This is a genomic window from Nannocystis punicea, from assembly GCF_026965555.1.
In the GTDB taxonomy this organism is placed as follows: domain Bacteria; phylum Myxococcota_A; class Polyangia; order Nannocystales; family Nannocystaceae; genus Nannocystis; species Nannocystis punicea.
This window is the reverse complement of record NZ_CP114040.1, coordinates 5416848-5437394: the sequence shown is the minus strand read 5'-3', so window position 1 is coordinate 5437394 and position 20547 is coordinate 5416848. Positions and strand designations below refer to the sequence as shown.

General features: G+C 71.1%; 20 protein-coding genes and 1 pseudogene. 2 read left to right on the top strand and 19 right to left on the bottom strand.

Features of this window, described 5'->3' with window-relative positions; translation table 11 throughout:
* Window position 1: 1 nt before the first annotated feature.
* The 17 genes and pseudogenes from O0S08_RS21020 to cmk all read right to left on the bottom strand — a co-directional run bounded on the left by O0S08_RS21020 (window position 2) and on the right by cmk (window position 15991).
* Window positions 2-736 (bottom strand): site-2 protease family protein, encoded by a 735-nt coding sequence (locus O0S08_RS21020; protein ID WP_269040984.1) that lies wholly within the window; start codon window positions 734-736, stop codon window positions 2-4.
* Between the two features lie 417 nt (window positions 737-1153).
* Entirely contained in the window at window positions 1154-2149 is a 996-nt protein-coding gene (gene xerD / locus O0S08_RS21015) for a site-specific tyrosine recombinase XerD (protein WP_269040983.1), read from the bottom strand.
* A complete protein-coding gene (locus O0S08_RS21010) occupies window positions 2146-2547 on the bottom strand; it encodes a response regulator (RefSeq protein WP_096334277.1) in 402 nt (133 codons plus the stop codon). Before O0S08_RS21010 ends, xerD begins: the two co-directional genes overlap by 4 nt.
* The gene (locus O0S08_RS21005) at window positions 2544-3371 is read right to left on the bottom strand and encodes a GAF domain-containing protein (RefSeq protein ID WP_269040982.1); all 828 of its coding nucleotides are present in this window, start codon (window positions 3369-3371) and stop codon (window positions 2544-2546) included. The genes O0S08_RS21010 and O0S08_RS21005 overlap by 4 nt, the downstream gene beginning before the upstream one ends.
* 133 nt (window positions 3372-3504) lie before the next feature.
* Window positions 3505-4623, bottom strand: coding sequence for a chemotaxis-specific protein-glutamate methyltransferase CheB (cheB, locus tag O0S08_RS21000; RefSeq protein WP_269040981.1), 1119 nt, complete (start codon window positions 4621-4623; stop codon window positions 3505-3507).
* Window positions 4624-4633: 10 nt separating this feature from the next.
* Window positions 4634-5491: a CheR family methyltransferase gene (locus O0S08_RS20995; RefSeq protein ID WP_269040980.1), complete on the bottom strand. Its 858-nt coding sequence runs from the start codon at window positions 5489-5491 to the stop codon at window positions 4634-4636.
* The gene (locus O0S08_RS20990) at window positions 5488-7524 is read right to left on the bottom strand and encodes a HEAT repeat domain-containing protein (protein WP_269040979.1); all 2037 of its coding nucleotides are present in this window, start codon (window positions 7522-7524) and stop codon (window positions 5488-5490) included. Before O0S08_RS20990 ends, O0S08_RS20995 begins: the two co-directional genes overlap by 4 nt.
* Complete coding sequence (locus O0S08_RS20985; protein ID WP_269040978.1) at window positions 7521-8243, bottom strand: response regulator transcription factor; 723 nt, start codon at window positions 8241-8243, stop codon at window positions 7521-7523. Before O0S08_RS20985 ends, O0S08_RS20990 begins: the two co-directional genes overlap by 4 nt.
* Window positions 8244-8249: 6 nt before the next feature.
* Window positions 8250-8867 carry a chemotaxis protein CheW gene (locus O0S08_RS20980; protein WP_269040977.1) on the bottom strand — a complete coding sequence of 206 codons (618 nt, stop codon included), beginning with the start codon at window positions 8865-8867 and terminating at the stop codon, window positions 8250-8252.
* Window positions 8864-9430 (bottom strand): chemotaxis protein CheW, encoded by a 567-nt coding sequence (locus O0S08_RS20975; protein WP_269040976.1) that lies wholly within the window; start codon window positions 9428-9430, stop codon window positions 8864-8866. Before O0S08_RS20975 ends, O0S08_RS20980 begins: the two co-directional genes overlap by 4 nt.
* Window positions 9420-10178 carry a chemotaxis protein CheA gene (locus O0S08_RS51085; RefSeq protein ID WP_276082611.1) on the bottom strand — a complete coding sequence of 253 codons (759 nt, stop codon included), beginning with the start codon at window positions 10176-10178 and terminating at the stop codon, window positions 9420-9422. Before O0S08_RS51085 ends, O0S08_RS20975 begins: the two co-directional genes overlap by 11 nt.
* 331 nt (window positions 10179-10509) lie before the next feature.
* Window positions 10510-11607 (bottom strand): annotated as a pseudogene (locus tag O0S08_RS51290) (Hpt domain-containing protein); the annotation flags it as partial.
* Window positions 11604-11987, bottom strand: coding sequence for a response regulator (locus tag O0S08_RS20965; protein WP_269040975.1), 384 nt, complete (start codon window positions 11985-11987; stop codon window positions 11604-11606). The gene O0S08_RS20965 and the pseudogene O0S08_RS51290, both read right to left, overlap by 4 nt.
* Window positions 11988-12240: 253 nt before the next feature.
* Window positions 12241-12732, bottom strand: a complete 492-nt coding sequence (locus O0S08_RS20960; protein ID WP_269040974.1) for a transcription antitermination protein NusB — start codon at window positions 12730-12732, stop codon at window positions 12241-12243.
* On the bottom strand, window positions 12725-13252 hold the full coding sequence (gene ribH / locus O0S08_RS20955) for a 6,7-dimethyl-8-ribityllumazine synthase (protein ID WP_276082610.1): 528 nt from the start codon (window positions 13250-13252) through the stop codon (window positions 12725-12727). The genes O0S08_RS20960 and ribH overlap by 8 nt, the downstream gene beginning before the upstream one ends.
* A gap of 200 nt (window positions 13253-13452) precedes the next feature.
* On the bottom strand, window positions 13453-15165 hold the full coding sequence (locus O0S08_RS20950; protein WP_269040973.1) for a 30S ribosomal protein S1: 1713 nt from the start codon (window positions 15163-15165) through the stop codon (window positions 13453-13455).
* A 115-nt stretch (window positions 15166-15280) separates the two neighbouring features.
* The gene (gene cmk, locus O0S08_RS20945; RefSeq protein ID WP_269040972.1) at window positions 15281-15991 is read right to left on the bottom strand and encodes a (d)CMP kinase; all 711 of its coding nucleotides are present in this window, start codon (window positions 15989-15991) and stop codon (window positions 15281-15283) included.
* Window positions 15992-16101: 110 nt separating this feature from the next.
* On the opposite strand from cmk, the gene O0S08_RS20940 reads away from it, so the two are divergent.
* Together O0S08_RS20940 and O0S08_RS20935 are read left to right on the top strand one after the other, a co-directional pair.
* Window positions 16102-16326: a DUF4266 domain-containing protein gene (locus O0S08_RS20940; protein ID WP_269040971.1), complete on the top strand. Its 225-nt coding sequence runs from the start codon at window positions 16102-16104 to the stop codon at window positions 16324-16326.
* The gene (locus tag O0S08_RS20935; protein ID WP_269040970.1) at window positions 16311-17459 is read left to right on the top strand and encodes a DUF3570 domain-containing protein; all 1149 of its coding nucleotides are present in this window, start codon (window positions 16311-16313) and stop codon (window positions 17457-17459) included. Before O0S08_RS20940 ends, O0S08_RS20935 begins: the two co-directional genes overlap by 16 nt.
* A gap of 99 nt (window positions 17460-17558) precedes the next feature.
* On the opposite strand, the gene O0S08_RS20930 is transcribed toward O0S08_RS20935, so the two are convergent.
* A complete protein-coding gene (locus O0S08_RS20930; RefSeq protein ID WP_269040969.1) occupies window positions 17559-18215 on the bottom strand; it encodes a peroxiredoxin in 657 nt (218 codons plus the stop codon).
* 1242 nt (window positions 18216-19457) lie between these two features.
* Complete coding sequence (locus O0S08_RS20925) at window positions 19458-20369, bottom strand: cation diffusion facilitator family transporter (protein WP_269040968.1); 912 nt, start codon at window positions 20367-20369, stop codon at window positions 19458-19460.
* Between the last annotated feature and the right edge of the window lie 178 nt (window positions 20370-20547).

Sequence of the window (20547 nt, the reverse complement as noted above, 5' to 3'; positions counted from 1 at the left end):
TTCAGCGCCCCAAAAGCCCGGCGTAGGCGGTGAGCCAGCGGCCGTCGATGAGCGCCATGGTCTTGTACGCGAGCAGCAGCACCGGCTCGAAGAGGATGCCGAGCGCGGGGGACAGCAGCAGCGCCAGCAGGATCGCCCAGCCCCACTTCGCCAGGAAGTCGTCGACCGCCTGCGCGCGCGACGGGAGCAGCCACGCCAGCACCTTGCCGCCGTCGAGCGGGTGCACCGGCAGCAGGTTCAACACCGCCAGCGTGATGTTCATGATGAAGAACAGGCCGAGCACGCCGAACACGCTGGCGTGGGCCTCCGGGCTGATGCCGCCCGCCACCATGCCCCAGGCGAGCAGCGCCACCAGCAGCGCCTGGAGCACGTTCGACAGCGGGCCCGCGAACGCGACCAGCGCCATCCCGCCGCGCATGCTGATCTTGCGGCTGTAGTAGCGCGGCTGGGTGTTGACCGGCCGGCCCCAGCCGAACAGCGGCGCCCGCGTCAGGCCGGCGAACAGCGGCAGCGCGATGGTGCCGATCGGGTCGGCGTGCGCGAGCGGGTTCAAGGTCAGGCGACCCTCGCGCCCGGGGGTCGGGTCGCCGAGGCGGTCGGCTGCGTACGCGTGGGCGAACTCGTGGACCGCCGTGGCCAGGACCAGGCAGACGACGTAGACGAGCATGCGCCGGACATCGGCGGCCTGGACGCCGAGCAGGCCGAGCACGGCGATTTGGGAGAAGGCGCGATCCACGGCGAGACGAGCGGGACCGGGAAAAATTACCGCCCGCGGGGGCCCGAGTCAAACCTCGGGCCCCCGCGCTCGCAGACTCGGCCCCCGGGCGACGTGAGCCGGCGCAAATTCCAGCCTCCGCGACCCGGTCCGCGCCCGCCGACGCAGGTCACATGTCCCATCGGTCATGCCCCACCCGCCATGTCTCTCGCGCCAGGCGACCGCGCTCCGATCGACGGCGGCAGCGGCACCCCGGCACGTGCGCCCTGAACTCCCGTGCGATGACTCCAGCGGCGCTTCGCCTCGCCGGCGAGCGCCGATGCGCCCCGCACACCTGCCAGGCGTCGAAGAGTGACTCCCTCGCCGCGGGGCCACTCGGGCCCCCATGCCGCGGCTGGTGCCCTCCCGGACGCCGCGCCCCGACCGCGCACGCGTCCGCTACGCCCGCGGGTGGTGCCGCTTGTGGCGCTCGCGCAGGTGGTCGCGCGTCACGTGGGTATAAATTTCCGTCGTCGCGATGTCCGCGTGACCGAGCAGCGCCTGCACCGCGCGCAGGTCGGCGCCGCCCTCGAGCAGGTGCGTGGCGAAGCTGTGCCGCAGCTTGTGCGGCGAGATCGGGCGCGTGATCCCGATCGCCAGCGCGTACTCTCGCAGCTTGAGGAAGAAGCCCTGGCGGGACAGCCGCCCGCCGCGATGGTTGACGAACACCCAGCGCACCGAGCCGCGCGTCAGCTCCGGTCGCCCGCTCGTCAGCCACGCTTGCAGCGCCGCGATCGCCGGCGACCCGAGCGGCACCAGCCGCTGCTTGTCGCCCTTGCCGGTGAGGCGGACGATCGCCTGGTCGAGGTAGAGGCGGTCGAGGGTCAGGTCGAGGGCCTCGGAGATCCGGCAACCTGTCGCATAGAGCAGCTCGAGCAGCGCCGTGTCGCGCAGCCCCAGCGGGCCGTCTTGCCCCGGCGCGGCCAGCAGCCCCTCGACCTCGCCGCGGCTCAGCAGCTCCGGCAACCGCTTCGGCAACTTCGGCAGCCGCAGCGCCTGCGCCGGATCGACGTCGAGCTGCCCCTCTTCGCGGAGGAAGCGAAACAGCCCGCGCACCGCCGTCAGCCGCCGCGACTGGCTGCGCGGCGACAGCCCCGCCTGCGCCAGCCCGACCGCGAAGCGCAGCAGCAGCGCCGGAGTGATGGCCGCCAGCGCCGCCACCCCGGACGCCTCCGCGTGGGCCGCGAACGCCTCGAGGTCGCCCGTGTACGCCAGCAGCGAGTTGGGCCGCAGCCGCCGCTCGACCTTCAGGTGCTCGAGGTACGCCTCGATCGCCGCTGCCAGCGAGCCTTTCGCCTGTCGCTTCGGACCTGTCCCTTCGGACCTGTTCGAACGACCAGCACCGGCCGCCTCGCCGCGAGCCCCGCGGGGCCCGGCGCGGCGGCCTGGGCTCAACGCTCCTCCAGGCCGAGGATCTCGCGCACCAGCTTGATGACCGCGGGCGCCTGGATGGGCTTGGTGATGTACGCGTTGGCGCCCAGCGCCAGCGCGCGCTGCCGGTCCTCGGCGGCCCCTTCGGTCGTGATGATGATGATCGGCACGTCCTGGTAGGTCTCGTCGGCGCGTAGGCGCTTGACGAGCTTCAGCCCGTCGAGGATGGGCATGTTGATGTCGGTGATGATGATGTCGAACTTGGTGCCCGACAGGCGGCGGAGCGCGTCGACGCCGTCGTCGGCCTCGACCACGCTGAGCTCCCGGATCCGCGACAACGCGAACACGATCATCTTACGCATCGGCGGGCTGTCTTCGACCACCAACGCGTTGAGCCGGCGAGTTTGGGTGTCCTGGGTCATGCTCCGAGGAGGTGTTCTACGGCCTGCCGCTGCAGCGCGACCGCTTTGGCGTGGGCCCGGATCCACGCCGACTCGATGGCGATGCCGGCGTGTTCGGAGATCATAGAAAGGAGGCTGTAGTCATTGTCCTCGAAACCGGGCTTTTGCGCCAGAAAGGCTTCGAGGCGCAGGACAGCGACGAGACGCCGCCCGCTGACCAACGGAAGATACATGATCACGTCGTCGGACGCGTATGCGGGATCTCCGCGAGTCCACGGTCGTCCGCGCTGCACCATCTGCGCCGCGGGGCTCGCCTCGTCCATCTCGATCTCGACGAGTTCGTTCATCTCTCCGCCCTCGCGCGCGATCGGGAACAGCACGCGCCGCTCCTCGTCGACGAGGTACAGAGTGAAGGCCCCGACGCCGATGAAGTTGAGCAGGATCTCGGTCGTGGTCTGCAGCACGTCGCCGATCGTCCGCGACGCGTGGAACTGCAGCCCCGCCACGTACATCGACGCGAGGTGGTAGTTCTCGTCCTCGAGCTGGACCAGCCGCTCGCGCAGACGCGCCAGCTCGCCGGGCGGCGCCGGAATTCCCGCGTCTGCTGCGGCCCCGCGCGCCTTTTCGAGCTCGACGATGCGGCCGAGCAAGCCTTCCATCACCGACCCCGGCGTCAGCTCGGGCCGCGCCGGACGATCCGGCTGCGCCTCGTTGAGTTCGCTGCGCAGGCGTTCGTTCTCGGCGATGAGCTGGCGGACGAAGGCCTCCCCGCGTCCGAAGAATTCGTGAAGAGCCGCGCGGGTCTTGTCGTGAAGGTCCCCCTGGCCGGCGTCCTGCGCACGCATCGGGGCGAAGATATCATGCCTTGGACCCGGACGGGCGCCCCCAGGCGACAGCCTCTGGGGGTGATTTCGCATGACGAACTGCAGCGCCGGGGTCGCAGGCCGTCCGCGCCCGGCCTCGGGCCGGCCCGGGGCCCTACGGAACCGGCTCCACCCGCGGCCGGCAGGCGTCTGCAAACCGCTGGATCGCCACCGGCAGCTCCTCGAGCGACAGCACGGCGTCGACCACCCCGGCGTCGATCGCGGCCGCCGGCATGCCCGGCATCACCGCCGTGTTCGGATCTTCGGCCAGCACGGTCGCGCCCAGCCGCTTGGCCAGCTCGGCCCCCTCGCGCCCGTCGCTGCCCATGCCGGTCAAGATCAAGGCGCAGAAGCGCGGCCCGAACAGATCGGACACCGTCTTGAACAGCAGGTCCCCCGACGGGACGATGGTCGCCCCGCCCCGCGGCGCCCGCACCCGCACCCGCGGCCCGGTCGACCCGGTGTCGACCTCGAGGTTCGCCGCGCCGGGAGCGATGTACACGATGCCCGACTGCAATTCTTGCTGGTCGGTCGCCTCGCACACCTGGAACGAGCAGATCTTGTCGAGCCGCGCCGCGAACGCCCGGGTGAAGCGCGCCGGCATGTGCTGGGCCACGAGGATGGCGATCGGCAGCGTCGCCGGCAGCGCGCACAGCAGCTGCTGCAGCGCGGGCGGCCCGCCGGTCGAGGCCGCAATCCCCAGCACCCCGAGCGGCGGCCCGCGGCGCTTCTGCGGCTCGTAGCGGCCGCTGTCGAACGCGGGCACCTCGAGCGTGGTCCGCTCGCCGCGTTGCTCGGCCAGATGCTGCGCGCGCTGCAGCAGGCGGACCACGCTGAGCCGCCGGACCACGCGCAGCTTGGCCAGCAGGTCCTCCTGGATCGTGCGCAGGTCGGGGCCGATGTGGCGGCCCGGCTTGGCGATGAAGTCGAGCGCCCCGAGCTCGAGCGCGCGGAACACATGGTCGCGTTCGGCGTGGCCGCTGACGACGATCACCGGCAGCGGCTTCTTGGCCATCAACACCCGCAGGAACGCGAAGCCGTCCATCTCCGGCATCTCGAGGTCGAGGGTGATGACGTCGGGCTGGAGATCGAAGACCATGCGCAGCGCCTCCTTGCCGTTGGAGGCGCGGCCGATGACCTCGACGCCCGGATCGAGCTCGAGCATCGCGGCGATCGTCTGCCGGTTGTAGGCCGAGTCGTCGACTACCAGGGCGCGGAGCTTGTGACCGTCCATCGCAGTTCCTCTAACCCGGCTTGCGATACACGAGGTCGTTGCTGAGGTTCACGAGATCGAAGCGACCCGGCACGCTGATCAGGCTCTCGGAGTGTCCCAGCAACAGGTAGCCTCCCGGCACGAGCGCGTCGTAGAACCCTTCGACCACGCGCCGCCTCGCCTGGCTCGATAAATACATCAGGACGTTGCGACAGAAAATCGTGTCGATGGCGCCGAGCTCGCAATAACGGGCGGTGTCGAGGAGGTTCAGGTGGACGAAGGTGCACATCCGCCGCAGAGGCTCGATGGCCCGCCACTGCCCGCTCGGGAGCGGCTCGAACCAGCGCTCCCGCCGCTCCTCGGGGGTCGTGCGAAAACTGCTCGGACCGTAGATCCCGAGCTCCGCCGTCCGGACCCCGCGAAGGCTGATGTCGCTGCCGATCACCCGCGACCCCGGGCGGGCGTTCTCGGCCAGCAGCGAGGCGATGGTGTACGCCTCCTCGCCGGTCGAGCAGCCGGCGCTCCACACGACCGGCGCCCCCGCCCCCCGCCCCCCGAGCAGGGCCGGCAGGATCTCGCGCTGGAACGCGTCGAGCTGGAACTGCTCGCGGAACAGGTAGGTCTCGTGGGTCGTGACCCGCTCGATGCACTCGAGCAGCTCGGCCGACCCGCCGAGGTCGTAGCTCAAGTAGTGGTAGTACTCGAGGTAGGAGCCGAGCGACAGGTGGTCGAGCCGCGAGGCCAGCCGACGCTCGAGCAGGAACCCGGCGTCGCCGCCGAGCAGCACGCCGCAGTGGTCGAGGATCAGCTCGGCCAGCAGCCGCGACTCCTCCGGCGTGATGCGCACGCGCACCGGGGGCTCGATCCCGCCGGGAGTCCGCCCGTTCACGCCGTCGGCTCTCCCTCTCCGTCGCTCGCCGCCTGCTCGGCCGCGTGCACCTCGAGCCGCGCCACCGCGCCCGCCAGCACCTTGCGCACCAGCGGATCGGGCTCGACCGCGTGCACGCGCCGCAGCGGCGGCAACGCGGTCGTGTCGCCGCGCTCGCCGAGCGCCTCCGCGGCGGCCCAGCGGACGTCCCAGCGCGGGTGCTCGAGCAGCCCGAGCACCGCCGCCGTCGCCCGGTGCCCGCGGCAGCCCGCCAGCCCGCGCGCCGCCGCCTTCACGATCTCGTGGTCGGGCGCGCGGCACAGGCTCATCAGCATCACCAGATCCTGATCCGTCCCCGACCGGCTCAGCCCCGCGATCGCCTGGATCACCACCGCCGGCGCGTTGTCGGCCAGCACCACCTCGCGCAGCCGCGCCAGCGCGATCGGGTTGTCGAGCCCCACCAGCGCCTGCACGGCCGCGGCCCGCACCGACGAGCTCGGATCGCGCGACGCGGCGAGCAGCGCCGGCGCCGACTCGGCCGCTCCGAGCTGACCCAGGCTGCGGCACGCCGCCGCCCGCACCCCCGCGTCCTCGTCCTGCAGCGCCAGGGCCAGCGCCGCCGCGCCCTCGTGTTCGCCGCCGATCTGGCCCAGCGCGCGCGCGGCCAGCAGACGGACCCCGACGTCGCGATCGCCGAGCCGGGCGATCAGCGGCGCCACGAACCCGACGTCGCCGCCGCGGCCGAGCAGCCCGAACGCCCGACAGACGTTGCGCACCAGCGCCCCGCCGTCGCCGTCCGCCGGCAGGTGCGGCGCCACGCGAGCGTGGCGCGAACCGAGCGCTCGCCCGGCCACCGCCGCGAACGCCACCGCCGCAGCCTCGCCCGCCGGCCCCTCGAGCGCGAGGGCCTGGGCCAGCGGCGCGATCACCTCGACCCCGCCGACCTTGCCGAGCGCCGTCGCGGCCATGCAGGCCGCGTGGGCGTCGGGGCCGGCCAGCGCCGTCGTCAACGCCTCGATCAGCCGCGGGTGCGCGCCCGCCAGCCCGAGGCCGCTCACCAGCAGGAACAGATCGCCGAGCGCCTCCGGGGCTGTCTGTTCGACCATGTCCACGAGGACAGGCACCGCGGCCGGGCCGAGCCCGGCTGCGAACTCGACCGCGCGCTCGCGCAGCTCCGGATCCGACATGGCCCGCAGGACATGCGACAGGCTGCGCACGTCGCCGAGCGCCCCGGCCAGGGCCAGCGCCGCCAGCTTGACCTCGAGCTGGCGGTGCTCGACGAGCTCGCGGATCCGCTGGCGCAGCGGCTCGCCGTCGCCGGCGGCCAGCGCCGCCGCCACCGCCATTGGATCGCCGCGCATCGACAGGGTCGCGTGCAAGCGCACCACCGCGACCGCCGCGACCGCGCGCACGCCCGGCATCGCGTCGCCGAGGAACTGCACCAGTTGCGCCGCCGCGCCCGGATCGCCGCTGTGCCCGAGCACCGCCACCGCCGCCCGCCGCGTCACCGGATCGGCGAGCAGCGACCGCAGCCGCGCCGGCGCCATCACCACGCCGAGGCGGGCCAGCGCGTCGAGGGCGAACATCCGCAGCATCTCCGAGCTGTCCGAAAGGACATTCGTCAGCGCGCGCTCGGCCTCGGCCCCGCCGAGCACCCCGAGGGCCGCCGCCGCCGACGCGCGCACGTTGTCGTCGCCGGGCGCGCCGAGGATCGCCGCCAGCAGCGGCACGTCGTCGGACCCGCCGACGTCGCCGAGCAGGTCGACGACCATGCGCGCCCCGGCCCCGCCGACGCGGAGCCGGCGACGGATCGCCGGCACCACCGACGGACCGATGCCCGTCAGCACCTCGTGGCACACCGAGCGGCGCGCCACCGAGTCGGGCGTCACCAGGCCGTCGAGCAGCTGTTCGACGAGGATCGCCAGCTGATCGGGCGCGGGTGGTTGCTCGCGGACCGCGGCCAACAGGTCGCGGGCCGCGTCCTTGCGCTCGCGCCAGCGTTCACTCCCGAAGAATTCGAGGCAGCGCGCGAGATCGGAGCGAAGCGCGTTCATCGGGGCTCCCCGGGATCGAGGTTGAACATCCGCATCATGTCGTCGAAGGCGGCGCCGATCGGGTCGACGCCCGGCGCCAGGGGGACCGGGTTGATCTGCCGGAACAGCTGGCGCGCCGCGTCGAGGTCGCTGGCCAGCAGCGCGCGCGCCTCGGCCTGGGTCGTGGCCGCGAGCACGCGGTCGCCGGCGTAGAGGATCAGGTCGGCGACGATCAGCTCCGACAGCCGCAGCGTGCGTCCGCGCTGCTCGAACAGCCGCTGATCGCCCTCGTCCTGGATCGTCGACAGCACCGCCTCGGCCTCGACGAGCCCGGGCATCGCCGCCGGATCGCCGCCGAGCAGGTGCCACAGCTTGCCGGGCAACTGATCGCCGAGGCGGTGGATCTCGACGTAGTCGTCCGCGCCGTAGAGCTGGGTCGGCCGCCGCTTGTAGCTGGTCTTGCGGAACACCGACGCCACCAGCACGACCGCGGGGATCGGCGCCGGCAGCTCGAACTTCGCCAGCTGGATCAGCTCGTGGCACGCCTTGCCGCCCGGCAGCGCCACGTCGAGCACCAGCGCCGCGAACATGTCGGCGCGCATCGCCTGTTCCGCCGCCGCCGTGTCGGTCACGGTGACCGCCGCGAACCCTTGCGCCGCCAACACGCGGCCGATCGCTTGCCCGAGCGCCAGTCGCTCGTGGGCGACCAGGATCTTGAGCCTCGCCTGCGCCTCGCTCACCCCGCGCTACCTCCCCCCCGTGCGCAGCAGCGCATCGAGGTTGATCACGAACACCATGTCTTCGCCCGCGTGGCGGTCGTCCGCCGCCGCGAAGTGGCCGTGCCCCGCCGTCGGCGCCTGCGCCCGGCGATCGGGGCCGATCAGCGGCTGCCGTCGACTCTCCGAGGTGTCGCGGTGCCGATGGGCGCGCGACACGCCGCTGAAGATGTTGCCGTCGGCGCTGCGATCGAGCTCGGGCCGCAGCATCGACGGCGCCGGTCGCAGGCCGCCCGCGGGCACTCGCAGCTCGCCGAGCACGCGGTCGACCTTGAGCCCCGCGATCCGGCCGGCGACGCTGACGATGATCAGCTTGTTGAGATGGTCGATGGCCGGGTCGATCGGCGCGCCGAAGCGGCGGCGCAGGTCGACCACCGGGATGACCACCCCGCGCAGCTGGATCACGCCCTCGACGATCGCCGGCGCGTACGGCACCGGGCGGATCGGGTACGGGCGGGCCTGGATGACCTCCTTGATCCGCATGATCTCGATGCCGTAGAGGCCGGGGCCGACGTAGAAGCCGGCGACCTTGAGGTCCTCCTCGCCCGCGTTGCCGCGGCCGTCTCGAGCGTCGCGGAGGTCGGTCACGCGCGACCCTCCTCGAAGATCGTCGTCTTGACGAAGTCCTTGGCGTCGAGGAGCGCCGGCAGGTGGAGGATGATGATCAGCTCCTTGCCGTTGCGACCGAGCGCGCGGATGTACTCGGCGCGCGCCCCCGTCAGGCCGCCGGGCTTGTCCTCCATCGCCTCGGGCGGGATCCGGATCACGTCCATGACCTCGTCGACCACCAGCCCGTAGGGCTCCTCGTTGAAGTGCACGATCAGCACGCGGGCCGCCCGGCCGCGCTCCACTGGTCGCAGGCGCAGCCGGCGAGCCAGGTCGATCACCGGCATGATGCGGCCGCGGACGTTGCCGATCCCGAGCAAGAAGTCGGCCGTGCGCGGCACATGGGTCGTCTGGAAGACCTTGCTGATCTCCTCGATCTCGTGGATCGCCAGCCCGTAGACCTCGCCGCTGACGCGGAACGTCACGTACTGCTGCAGGTCCTGCCGGACCTCGCGCTTGTAGCCGTGCTCGTAGTCCTCGTCGGTGACCACCGCCTCGCCGCTGCGCAGCAAGGCCTGCCACAGGTCCTCGCGCTCACCGGACATGCCCGCCTCCGATCTGGTAGGCCGCGTCCGACTGGCGCACGCCCTCGTCGACGAGCCGGCCGACGTCGAGCAGCAGCACCGTGCGGTTGGCCCCGAGCTCGGTCGCGCCGGCGATGCCGGGCACGTTGCGGACGGCGCTGCCGAGCGGCTTGATCACCACGTCCTGCTGGCCGAGCAGCTCGTCGACCACCAGTCCGACGCGGTGCTGCGCCAGCCCGACCACCACCACGTAGAGGCGGTTCGGGTCGCGGTAGTTCTTGTGCAGCGGCTTCAGGCCGAACAGGCGCGACAGCTGCAACAGCGGCAGCGTGCGGCCGCCGAGGGTGATGACCTCGTGGCCCTCCACGGTCCCGATCTCGCGGGTCTCGACCATGATCGACTCGAGCACCGAGTTGAGCGGGATGCAGAACGTGTGCCCGGCCGACTGGATGACCAGCGCCTGGATGATCGCCAGGGTCACCGGCAGCGTGATCGAGAAGATCGTCCCGCGGCCGAGGTCGGTGTTGACGTCGATCATGCCGGACAGGCGGGCGATGTTGGTCTTGACGATGTCCATGCCGACGCCGCGGCCCGACAGCTCCGTCGCCGCGTCGCGGGTGCTGAAGCCCGGCTGGAAGATCAGGTTGACCGCCTCGCCGGGCGTCAGCGAGGCCGCCTCCTCGGCGTTGATGAGCCCGCGGCGGACCGCGACGTCGCGGATCCTCATCCAGTCCATCCCGCGGCCGTCGTCCTCGACCTCGATGACCACGCGGTTGCCCTTCTGGAACGCGCGCAGCTCGATCCTCCCCGCCCGGCAGCTTGCCCATGGCCACGCGCTCGGACGCCGGCTCGATGCCGTGGTCGATGCAGTTGCGGATCATGTGCATCAGCGGGTCGGACAGCTCCTCGACGATCAATTTGTCGAGCACCGTCTCCGCGCCCGAGATGACCAGGCGGATCTCCTTGTCGAGGTCGCGGCTCAGCTTGCGGACCACGCGGGCCAGCTTGTCGAACACCTGGCCGATCGGGACCATGCGGACGTCGAGGATGCCCTGCTGCAGCAGCGCCAGCTTGCGGTGCATGTCGCGGATCTGGACCCGCAGCTCGCGCGACACGTCGGCGCTGTGATCGAGCTGGCGCAGCTCGTCGAGCACCCCGGTCAGGTTGGCCTGGACCAGGCCCAGCTCGCCGACCAGGTTCATCAGCACGTCGAGCCGGCGCAGGTCGACCCGGACCGTCTGGCTCAGGCTGCGGAGGCTCGCCTCGCTCGACGCCGCGCTGGTGGGGTCCGGCTCCTCCGTGGTCGTCACCACGGTGCGCGACGGCGTCGGCCCCGTCCGCGGCGGCGGCTCGGCGCGCCTGGATGTCCCTTCGGACATGACCGGAGGAGCAGGCTTGGCCGCCGCCGGCGGAGGCGCCTGGCGACCGGGCGTCGGCGGCGGCGCGGGGGCATCACCCGCGGGCGTGAGCCGGTGGACCGTGACGTCGGGGTTGGCCAGCGCCCCGTTGATCTCGCCGAGGCTGCCCTTCGAGCCGAGCAGGATGTCGAGCTCGATCGCGTCGTCGGACGAGCCGTCGGCGCTGGGGAGGTAGGTGATGACCTCCCCGTAGCCCTTCATCTTGTCCTTCAGCTGCTCGAGGCCGACATCGATCTGCATGATGTCGAACTTGGCGTGGACGCGGTACAGGTTGCGCCCGGCCTTGATGTTCTCGCGCAGCCGGTGCTCCTCGTACTCCGTGAGCACGCTGAGGATGTTCTCGCCGACCCACTCGAGGCTGTCCTGAGGGCCAGTCGACTCCGCCTCGCGCTCGCCGAGCTGGCGCAGCCGCGTCAGCACCGGCTCGGTGTCGACCTCGCCGCCGCCCTCCTCGCCCTGCGGCGCGAGCAGGCGGCCGAACACCTCGATCGCCTCGAACAGCACGTCGAGCACCGGGCGCGACAGGTCGAGCTTGCCGAGGCGCAGGCTGTCGAGGGTGTTCTCGAGGCTGTGGGCCAGCCCGCCGATGGCCGCCGCCCCGAACAGACCGGCGAGGCCCTTGAGGGAGTGGATCGCCCGGAACGCCGCGTTGATCAGGTCGGGCTCCGGCCCGCTCCCGCGCGACTGCGCCTCGAGCTCGAGCAGCGTGCGCGAGAAGGTCTCGATGATCTCCTGCGCCTCGGCGATGAACTCGGCGGCGTTCTGGTCGATGCTCGTCAATCCCCGCCTCCGAGCGCCCGCGCCTGTGCGACCGCCTCGAGCAGGCCCGCGGGGGTGAACGGCTTGGTGATCACCACCTGCGCTCCGGCCTGGCGCGCGCGCTCGACGTCGCCGAGGCGGCCCTCGGTGGTCATCACCACCAGCGGCGTCCGCGAGTAGCGGGCCTGCTCGCGCACGGCCCGGATCAGCTCGATCCCGTTGAAGTCGGGCATGTTCACGTCGAACACGAACAGGGCGTAGTCGCCTCGAGGCAACAGGCGTATGGCCTCGAACCCATGCCCCACCTCGTCGACGTCGAACTCACCGGTCGACTCCAGGACCGAGCTGACGAAGGTCCTCATCGCCGCGGAGTCATCGACGACCAGAGCGCGGATCGGCATCTCGGCCAGTATACGCCCGGACGCCCGTCCCCCTTAACACCGCGATGGGGCAGGAATTGCGCAGACACCGCGCGGACAACTGTACGGCCGGCGCGCGCGCAGACCTGTCCCGCCGCGTCACCGCAGGTCCCCGCGCCGCGCCTCGGACCGGCAACCCCATCGCCGTCCAGCCACGCCGCTCACCGTCCCACGCTGCTGACCGTCCGCCAACTACGCCGCTGACGGCTCCGGCCGCGCTGCGGAACGGCTTCGACTACGCCTCTTCGCGGGTCTCGCCGCGCAGCTTGGCCGCCAGCGCCTGCGCGACGCCGTTGACGAACGGCGCGCTGCGCTCGCTGCCGTAGCGGGCCGCCATGCGGACCGCCTCGGAGACGATCACCGCACGTGGTGTTTCGGACAGGCCGAGGCTCTCCGCGCCGACCAGGCGCAGCACGTTGCGGTCGACGCGGTCCATCCGCGCCAGCCGCCACGAGCGCGACGTCGCCTCGATGGCCGCGTCGATCTCCGCCGCGCGCTCGCTGCTCGCCGCCAGCAGACGGCGCGCAAACTCGACGACCTTGGGATCGCCCAACCAGCCGCGCAGCTCCTGGCCGCCGTCGCCGGCCTCGGCCGGCACGTGGGCCCAGAACAGCTCGAGCGCCCGCGCGCGCTCGTCGGGGCGATACGACTCGAGGTGACACAGCGCCAGCAACGCCACCTCTCGCCCGTGCGCCCGGTGCGGGTGCCGCTGCTTCGCGTCAGCCACCGGAGGCCTCGGTCTGGGCGTCGGCCGCCCCGCGCGCCGCGATCTCGCGGTACAGGCGGACCTGCTCGACCGCCGCCATCGCCGCCTCCGCGCCCTTGTTGCCGGCCTTGGCGCCCGCGCGATGGATCGCCTGCTCGAGCGTGTCGGTCGTCAGCACGCCGAACGTCACCGGCACCTCGAACGCGAGCGCCATCTGCGACACGCCGCGCGTGCACTCGGCGGCGATCAGATCGAAGTGCACGGTGTCGCCGCGGATCAGGCAGCCGAGAGTGATCACCGCGTCGTAGCTCTTGGCCGACAGCACCTGGCCGACGACCATCGGGATCTCGAACGCGCCCGGGCAGCGCACCACGGTGATGTCCTCGGGACGAGCCCCGGAGCGCACCAGCGCGTCGACGGCCCCCTCGAGCAAGCGGTCGGTGATGAAGTTGTTGAACCGGCTGACGACGATGGCCAGCCGCAGCCCCGCCGCGTCGAGCGTGCCCTCGATCGTCTGCACCTTCGCCAGAACCTCGGCCATGTCCGGCGGCTTACCCCGACTTCGTGGAGCGATCAAGCGCCGTCGCGCACGCTGCAGGCAGCGCACACAAGCAGCGAAGGCCCCGCTGCGCCCGCGGAGACCGCGGATTCAGACGGAGCCTTCGATGTCGTGCTCGCCGGCGCCACCACCCTACGGTGGTCGGCGCCCGCGAGCTCACGTCCCGCGATGCGGGCCCGCGACTACGTGCGGTCGCGGAACTTGTTGGCGAACACGTCGCCGAGGGTCGCGCCGGCCTCGCTGGCGTTGGCGTAGCCCTGGGCGTCGGCGAGCTCGTCCTGGCGCTTGGCGCTCTTGATCGACAGGCCGATCTTGCGCTCGCCCGGATCCATCTGGATGAGCTCCGCGCGCACGCGCTGGTTCGGCTCGAGCACCGAGCGGGGGTCCTCGATGCGCTCCTCGCTGATCTCCGAGATGTGGATGAGGCCCTCGATGCCGGGCTCGAGCTCGGCGAACGCGCCGAAGTCGGTCAGCTTGAGGATCTTGACCTCGATGATCTTGCCGATCGGGTAGTCGTACGGGATCCGGTCCCACGGGTCCTGCGCGAGCTGCTTGAGGCCGAGGCTGATCTTCGGCTTCTCGCCCGAGTTGTCGATGTTCAGGACCATCGCGCGGACGCGGTCGCCCTTCTTGAACAGCTCGCTCGGGTGGCGGACCCGCTGCGTCCAGCTGAGGTCCGTGATGTGCACGAGGCCGTCGATGCCGGGCTCGAGCTCGACGAACACGCCGAAGTCGGCGATGTTGCGGACCACGCCCTCGACGATGGTGCCCGGCGGGTAGGTCTCGAGCACCTTGTCGTACGGGTTCTCCTCGAGCTGCTTCATGCCGAGGGAGATGCGGTTCTGCGACACGTCGATGTCGAGGACCACCGCGCGGACCTGATCGCCGATCTTGAGGATCTGCTTCGGGTTCTTGATCTGGCGCGTCCAGGACATCTCGGACACGTGGACCAGGCCCTCGATGCCCTCCTCGAGCTCGATGAAGGCGCCGTAGTCCTTGATGCTGACGACCTTGCCCTCGACCACGGTGCCGGGGATGTAACGCTGCTCGGCGTTGACCCACGGGTCCGCGGTGATCTGCTTGAGGCCGAGGCTGACGCGCTCCGAGTCCGAGTTGAACTTGAGGACCTTGACGCGGACCTTGTCGCCGACCTGGAACAGCTCGCTCGGGTGGTTGACGCGGCCCCACGACATGTCCGTGATGTGGAGCAGGCCGTCGATGCCGCCGAGGTCGATGAAGGCGCCGTAGTCGGTGAGGTTCTTGACCACGCCCTCGACGATCTCGCCCTCTTGCAGCCGGTTGAGCGTGTCGCTCTTGAGGTTGGCGCGCTCCGCCTCGAGCAGCACCCGGCGCGACAGCACGATGTTGCCGCGCTTCTTGTTGAACTTGATGATCTTGAAGTCGAAGTCCTTGCCGATGAAGGTGTCGAGGTTGCGGACGGGCCGCAGATCGACCTGGCTCCCCGGCAAGAACGCCTTCACGCCGCCCTGCAGCAGCACCGCGAGGCCGCCCTTCACGCGCGCCTGGATGGTGCCGCGGACCAGACCCTCGGCCTCGCACGCCGACTGGATCTCGTCCCACACCTTGCGCTTGCGGGCCTTGTCCTTCGACAGGACCACGAGGCCGTTGTTGTCCTCTTGTGCCTCGAGAAGGACCTCGATCTTGTCGCCGACGCGGACGTTGATCGTGCCGTCCTCCTCGGCGAACTCGCGCAGCGGCACCTGGCCCTCGGCCTTGCAACCGACGTCGACGACTGCGTACTCGCCGATCACATCGACGATGGTCCCCAGGACGATCGTGCCTTCACGAATCTCTGGATTTTCCTGGGTGTTCTTCTCGAAGAGCGCCGCGAAGTCGTCGTCTCCCTCGGCGCGCAGGTTGTGTTGCTCTTGCATGTTGGGGTGAAAGTTCCTTCCAACCCGCGCTGGCTCTTGAGTGTTTGGGCCTCGTGACGTGACCTGGCGGTCACGCACGACGCACGCCACCCTGGCCTACGCGAGCGGGGGGAAGCTAGGCGCTTTTCGGCGACCCGTCAACCGGCCCGCCGGCGGCCCCGCCGGGCCCTGAGAGCCTGGACGTGACCGTGTCGACGATGGCGGCCACCACCGCGTCGGCGTCGAGGTCGCTGGAATCGACGAGAACGGCGTCCTCCGCCCGGGTCATGGGGGCTGTGGCCCGGGACCGATCGCGTTCGTCACGCCGGTTGAGGTCGCGCAGGACGTCCGCCAGTGCGGCGCCCTCGAGCTCGGCCTGACGTCGGGCGGCGCGGACGGCGTCGCTGGCCGTGAGGAAGAACTTGTGCGGTGCATCGGGGAACACCACCGTCCCGAGGTCGCGACCTTCGGCCACGCAGCCGTCCCGGCCGAGGCGGCGCTGGATCTCCAGCAGGCTCGCCCTGACCGCCGGCAGCGCCGACACCTGCGACGAGCCCTCGGAGATCTCCGGCGTCCGGATCGCCTGCGTGACGTCTCGCCCGTCGTAGAGCACCCGCGGGCCGCCGGCTTCCGTCGCCGCCTCGAAGCGGATCGGCAAGCCCGCGGCCAGCGCCACCAGCCCGGGCTCGTCGCTCCAGGCGATCCCGCGCTCGCGGGCCGCCAGCGCCAGCGTGCGGTAGATGGCGCCGGTGTCGAGCACCGGCAGTCCGAAGTGCTGCGCCACGCGGCGCGCGACCGTGCTCTTTCCCGCGCCCGCAGGCCCGTCGATGACGATCAGGAGGCCCATTCGCACGGGGGGATAGACCAGGCGCGCCGCGCTGACAAGGGTCGGCGGCGTTCGACGCCGGAACCGCGGGGCCTTGCTGTTGCGAGATTTCTGCGGCTAAGGTCGGGCCGATGTTCGCCGGACCCGCGCGCCTCGTCGCCCTCGTCCTCGCCACCGTCGCTGTCCCGGCCGGTTGCGCCACAGTTCGCCCATCCGAGCGTGAGGTCCTGAGCCGTCCCGAGATGAACCCCGCCGCCGAAGGCATGGAAGAGAAGTTCCAGTCGCACGTCGAGTCGGCGCGCGAGGGCGGGTTCGGCGGACACGGCGCCGCAGGTGGCGGATGCGGCTGCGGCTAGTCGTCTTCGCCTGCTTCGTCTCGCTCCTCGTCGCCCGCGACCTCGCGGCCGAGGATCGTGTCACCGTGCGCGGCAACTACTACCGCGAGACCTCCACGCGGGTGCTCGCGCCGGTCGTCTACGTCGAGAAGGATCTGCCCGACGAGCGCTTCACCATCGGCGCCGAGTACCTGCTCGACGCGGTCACCTCGGCCTCGATCGGCGCTGGCGCGGCGGCCGTCACCGGCGGCGACTACCTCTTCACCGAGTTCCGCCACGAGGGCACCCTGCGGGCCGCCGCCCGGCTCAAGGAGTGGTCGTTCGGCGGCTTCTTCCGCTACTCGACCGAGAGCGACTGGGTCTCGCGCAGCTTCGGCCTCGGCGGCGCGCGCGACGTGTTCGGCCGCGCCGGCACCGTCAGCCTGCAGTACATGGCCAACCTCGACTCCGTGCTGCAGCTGTACGGCGGTCGAGCGATCCCGTGGACCGGCGGCAAGATGAACATCGAGGAGATGTCCCCGGGGACAGGTGGCCGGCCGTCCAACCTCCTGCAGGTCCACTACCTCGGCATCGGCTACACCCACGCCCTCACGCGTCGGCTGCTCGGCGGCGTGCTCGCGGAGGGCATCCTCTCCAAGGGTCCGCAGGACAACCCGTACCGCAAGGTCCGCGACGGCCTCGACGAGTCGCACCCGCGCCTGCGCCGGCGCCTCGCCCTGAGCGGCTTCCTGCGCTACGCGGTGCCCAAGACCCCGCTCGTGCTCGAGGGCCGCTACCGCTTCTACGCCGACGACTGGGGCATCCTCGCCCACGCCCCCGAGTTCCGGGCCCACGTCCGCTTCCTGCGGCGCGTCCTCCTGCGCCTGCGCTACCGCTTCTACACCCAGACCGGCGCCTACTTCTGGCGCGCCGACGGCAACTACGGCAGCGACACCATCTATCGCACCGCCGATCCGAAGATGACCAAGTTCCACTCGCACACCCCCGGCGTCGAGCTGACGATCGAGCTCGACGGCCTGGCCAAGGTGCGCGGCCTTCACTGGCTCAAGGGCGCGTGGGTGCAGGCCACCTACAACCACGTCTTCTACTCGGAGGGCTACCGCTTCGGGCCGTACGCCCGCCTCGGCAGCCTCGCCTTCTCGGTCCCGTTCTGACGAGTTGCTCGCGCCTCCGCGCCTTCTCTTCATCTTCCAAGAGAAGAAGAGAATGCGAGGAAGCGCGAAGCCGGGGAGCGGGCCGCCCCGGCGCGTCGCCTACTTCTCGAGCTGCTTGAAGCCGAGGTAGAAGTCGACGTGTTCCATGTCGGTGCGGGCCATCCGCTGCTGCAACGCCTCGACGTTGCGCGGCGGCGGGATGATGACCTTGTCACCCGGGCGCCAGTTGGCGGGCGTCGCCACCGAGTGCTTGGACGAGGTCTGCAGGCTGTCGAGCAGGCGGATCACCTCGTCGATGTTGCGGCCGTTCGTCAGCGGGTAGTAGACGAGCGCCTGCACCTTGCGGTCGGGGTTGATGAAGAACACCGCGCGCACCGTGGCCGTGCTGCTGGCCTCGGGGTGGAGCATGCCGAACTTCTGCGCCACCTTCATGTCGATGTCGGCGATCAGCGGATAGGGGATCTCGACCCCGAGCCGCTCCTTGATGTTCTGCAGCCACGCCATGTGGCTGTGGATCGAGTCGATCGACAGGCCGATGAGCTTGGCGTCGCGCTTGGCGAACTCGTCGTTGCGTCGCGCGAACTCGGCGAGCTCGGTCGTGCAAACCGGCGTGAAGTCGGCCGGGTGCGAAAATAGCACCACCCACTTGCCGCCTTGCCACTCCGAGAACTTGATGACGCCCTGCGTCGTCTCGGCCACGAAATCGGGGGCCACTTCGCCGATGCGAGGGATCGCGCCAGAAACCGCTTCAGACATGGGACTCTCCTTGCGCCGCCAGCCACGGGCTGCCTGCGACGCGCGCGAACTATAGCCGACGCCGCCGCGGGCGAAAACCGCCCGCGGACCCCCGTCGGCGTCCGGTTGCCGCCCGCCCGCGACCGAACTCGTCCGCGACCGCCCGCGGCGCGTCCGGCTCCGCCGCCAGCGCTCCGCGCCCGCATGACCTGTCTCTTGAGACATCTCCCGGCAGCCGGGCCCGCGCCGCGCGTTCGCGACGGCGTCCGCACGCGCCCGATCGAACGTTGACACCCTCGCCCCCGCCGGGAACGCTGGTCGCCGCGGACACGCAGCCGGCCGCCGCTGGGCTCGACGGTCGCGCCGCGACCGGGCCCGCGAGCGGCGCGTCCCGCAACTCGGAGGCCTGGGATGCACGACGACGAGCTGAAGACGACGGACCCCATCCCTGCGCCCGCCGCCCCGCTGCCGCCCGCCCCGACCTCCTCGCCAGCGAGCGAGCCGCCAGCTTCCCGCCCGCCGACCCGCGCCACGCCGGACGCAGCCGGACCACCTGCCCCTTCGGACACCGGGACCGAGCCTGCCCCTTCGGACACCGAGCCATCACCTCCCCATTCGCTCACCGAGGCCTCGCCTGTCCTTTCGAACCGCGAGACCTCACCGATCCCTTCGGACACTTCAATTCCCGCCTCGTCGCCCGCGCCTGCCCCTCCGGCCACCTCACCCTCGGCCTCGTCGCCTGCCCTTTCGGACACCCCGCTCCACGCCGCGTCACCCGCCGCCTCAAACTCGTTCTCTTCGTCTGTCTCTTCGGACACCTCGCTTCACGCATCACCTGACCCTTCGGACACCCCGCCCCTCGCCTCACCTGCCTCTTCGGACACCCCGCCCCTCACCGCACCTGCCTCTTCGGACACCCTGCCATCCGCTTCATCTGCCCCTCCGGACAGCCTTGCCGAGACGCGCGAGTCGCTGCTCGCGGCCTATCGCGCCCTGCTCGACCGGATCCGCGACCTGGCGCCCGGCGATCGCAGCGACCGCGTCGCCCAGCTGGCCGAGGCCGCCGCGGCCCTCGTCGAGGGAGAGTTCGCCCGGCGCCTCGTCTTCGACACCGACCGCGAGTGACCCGAAGACGCGGCGCCCCGTCCGCCCCCTCGACCGCGTGGACCGTTCCTAGCCCCCTCGGTCGCCGTCTCTATCTCAAGAGAACCCCGGTGAAGGCCCGGAACGACCCGGAGCCCGAGGAAGCCGACACTCGGCGCCTCACGTGCGCGGGATGTCCGGCTCGACGAAGCACCACTTCACTTCGGGGCAGCGGCCGCGCAGGCGCCCCTCGAAGTCGTTGATCGTCCCGGCCACCTGCTCGATCATCATCCCGTCGGCGAAGCCGAGCTTGACGGCGACCAGCACCTCGCCGGGGCCTTGCTGCACCGTGATGAGCCGCAGCACCCGCGTGATCTTCGGATCTTCGACCGCGAGCGCCGCCGCGGCCGCCGCGATCTCGGGGTCGGCGGCCTCGCCGACCAGCAGCGACTTCACCTCGATGGCGAGGAACACCGCCACGCCGATCAGGACCGCGCCGATCGCCAGCGTCCCGATCGCGTCCCAGCGCGGATCGCCGGTCACGCTCGCCAGCAGCAGGGCCAGCAGCGCGAAGATGAGGCCGAGGCACGCGGCCGCGTTCTCGCCGAACACCACCACCAGGTCGGAGTCCTTGCTGTCGCGCAGGTACTGGAAGAACGGCTTGCCGCGGCGGCGCTTGTTCATCTCGGCGATGTTCTTCAGCGTCGCCCAGCCCTCGATCGCCAGCGACAGCGCCAGCACCGCCAGAGCGACCTCGACGCTCTCCACCTCGTCCGTGTGGCCGAGCTTGTGGATGCCCTCGTACAGCGAGAACACACCGCCGCCCGAGAACAGCAGCAGCGCCACCATGAACGACCAGAAGTAGAGCGAGCGGCCGTGGCCGAGCGGATGCTTCTCGTTCGGCGGTCGCCGGCTCATGCGCACGCCGAGCAACAGCAGCAGCTGGTTCCCGCAGTCTGCCAGCGAGTGCAGCGTCTCGGCGAGCATCGCGCCCGAACCCGTGATCACCGCCGCCACGCCCTTCGCCACTGCGATCAGCAAGTTGGCGACGAGCGACTGGATGATGTGCGCGGTCGAGCTGTCTCCTGCCATCGGCCGCCGGTTTTACCACGCAGCCGCGCGCGCTTTTCCACCTGTCTCTTCGAGCAGATCGTACGCGCGAGCACATCCGCGCTGCGCATCCTCGCGCAGTGCTCCGATCCGCGCAGGTCAGTTCCGAGCGTAATGCAGAACACACAAATTTCTTTGATTCTGATTGGATGTTCAGTAA

What these genes read in the sequence shown, in the direction of transcription:
- O0S08_RS21010 (WP_096334277.1), bottom strand. Translation starts at nt 2,547, where the DNA reads ATGACCCAGGACACCCAAACTCGCCGGCTCAACGCGTTGGTGGTCGAA.
- O0S08_RS21005 (WP_269040982.1), bottom strand. Translation starts at nt 3,371, where the DNA reads ATGCGTGCGCAGGACGCCGGCCAGGGGGACCTTCACGACAAGACCCGC.
- cheB (WP_269040981.1), bottom strand. Translation starts at nt 4,623, where the DNA reads ATGGACGGTCACAAGCTCCGCGCCCTGGTAGTCGACGACTCGGCCTAC.
- O0S08_RS20990 (WP_269040979.1), bottom strand. Translation starts at nt 7,524, where the DNA reads ATGAACGCGCTTCGCTCCGATCTCGCGCGCTGCCTCGAATTCTTCGGG.
- O0S08_RS20975 (WP_269040976.1), bottom strand. Translation starts at nt 9,430, where the DNA reads ATGTCCGGTGAGCGCGAGGACCTGTGGCAGGCCTTGCTGCGCAGCGGC.
- O0S08_RS20965 (WP_269040975.1), bottom strand. Translation starts at nt 11,987, where the DNA reads ATGCCGATCCGCGCTCTGGTCGTCGATGACTCCGCGGCGATGAGGACC.
- ribH (WP_276082610.1), bottom strand. Translation starts at nt 13,252, where the DNA reads ATGGCCGAGGTTCTGGCGAAGGTGCAGACGATCGAGGGCACGCTCGAC.
- O0S08_RS20950 (WP_269040973.1), bottom strand. Translation starts at nt 15,165, where the DNA reads ATGCAAGAGCAACACAACCTGCGCGCCGAGGGAGACGACGACTTCGCG.
- cmk (WP_269040972.1), bottom strand. Translation starts at nt 15,991, where the DNA reads ATGGGCCTCCTGATCGTCATCGACGGGCCTGCGGGCGCGGGAAAGAGC.
- O0S08_RS20940 (WP_269040971.1), top strand. Translation starts at nt 16,102, where the DNA reads ATGTTCGCCGGACCCGCGCGCCTCGTCGCCCTCGTCCTCGCCACCGTC.
- O0S08_RS20935 (WP_269040970.1), top strand. Translation starts at nt 16,311, where the DNA reads ATGCGGCTGCGGCTAGTCGTCTTCGCCTGCTTCGTCTCGCTCCTCGTC.
- O0S08_RS20930 (WP_269040969.1), bottom strand. Translation starts at nt 18,215, where the DNA reads ATGTCTGAAGCGGTTTCTGGCGCGATCCCTCGCATCGGCGAAGTGGCC.
- O0S08_RS20925 (WP_269040968.1), bottom strand. Translation starts at nt 20,369, where the DNA reads ATGGCAGGAGACAGCTCGACCGCGCACATCATCCAGTCGCTCGTCGCC.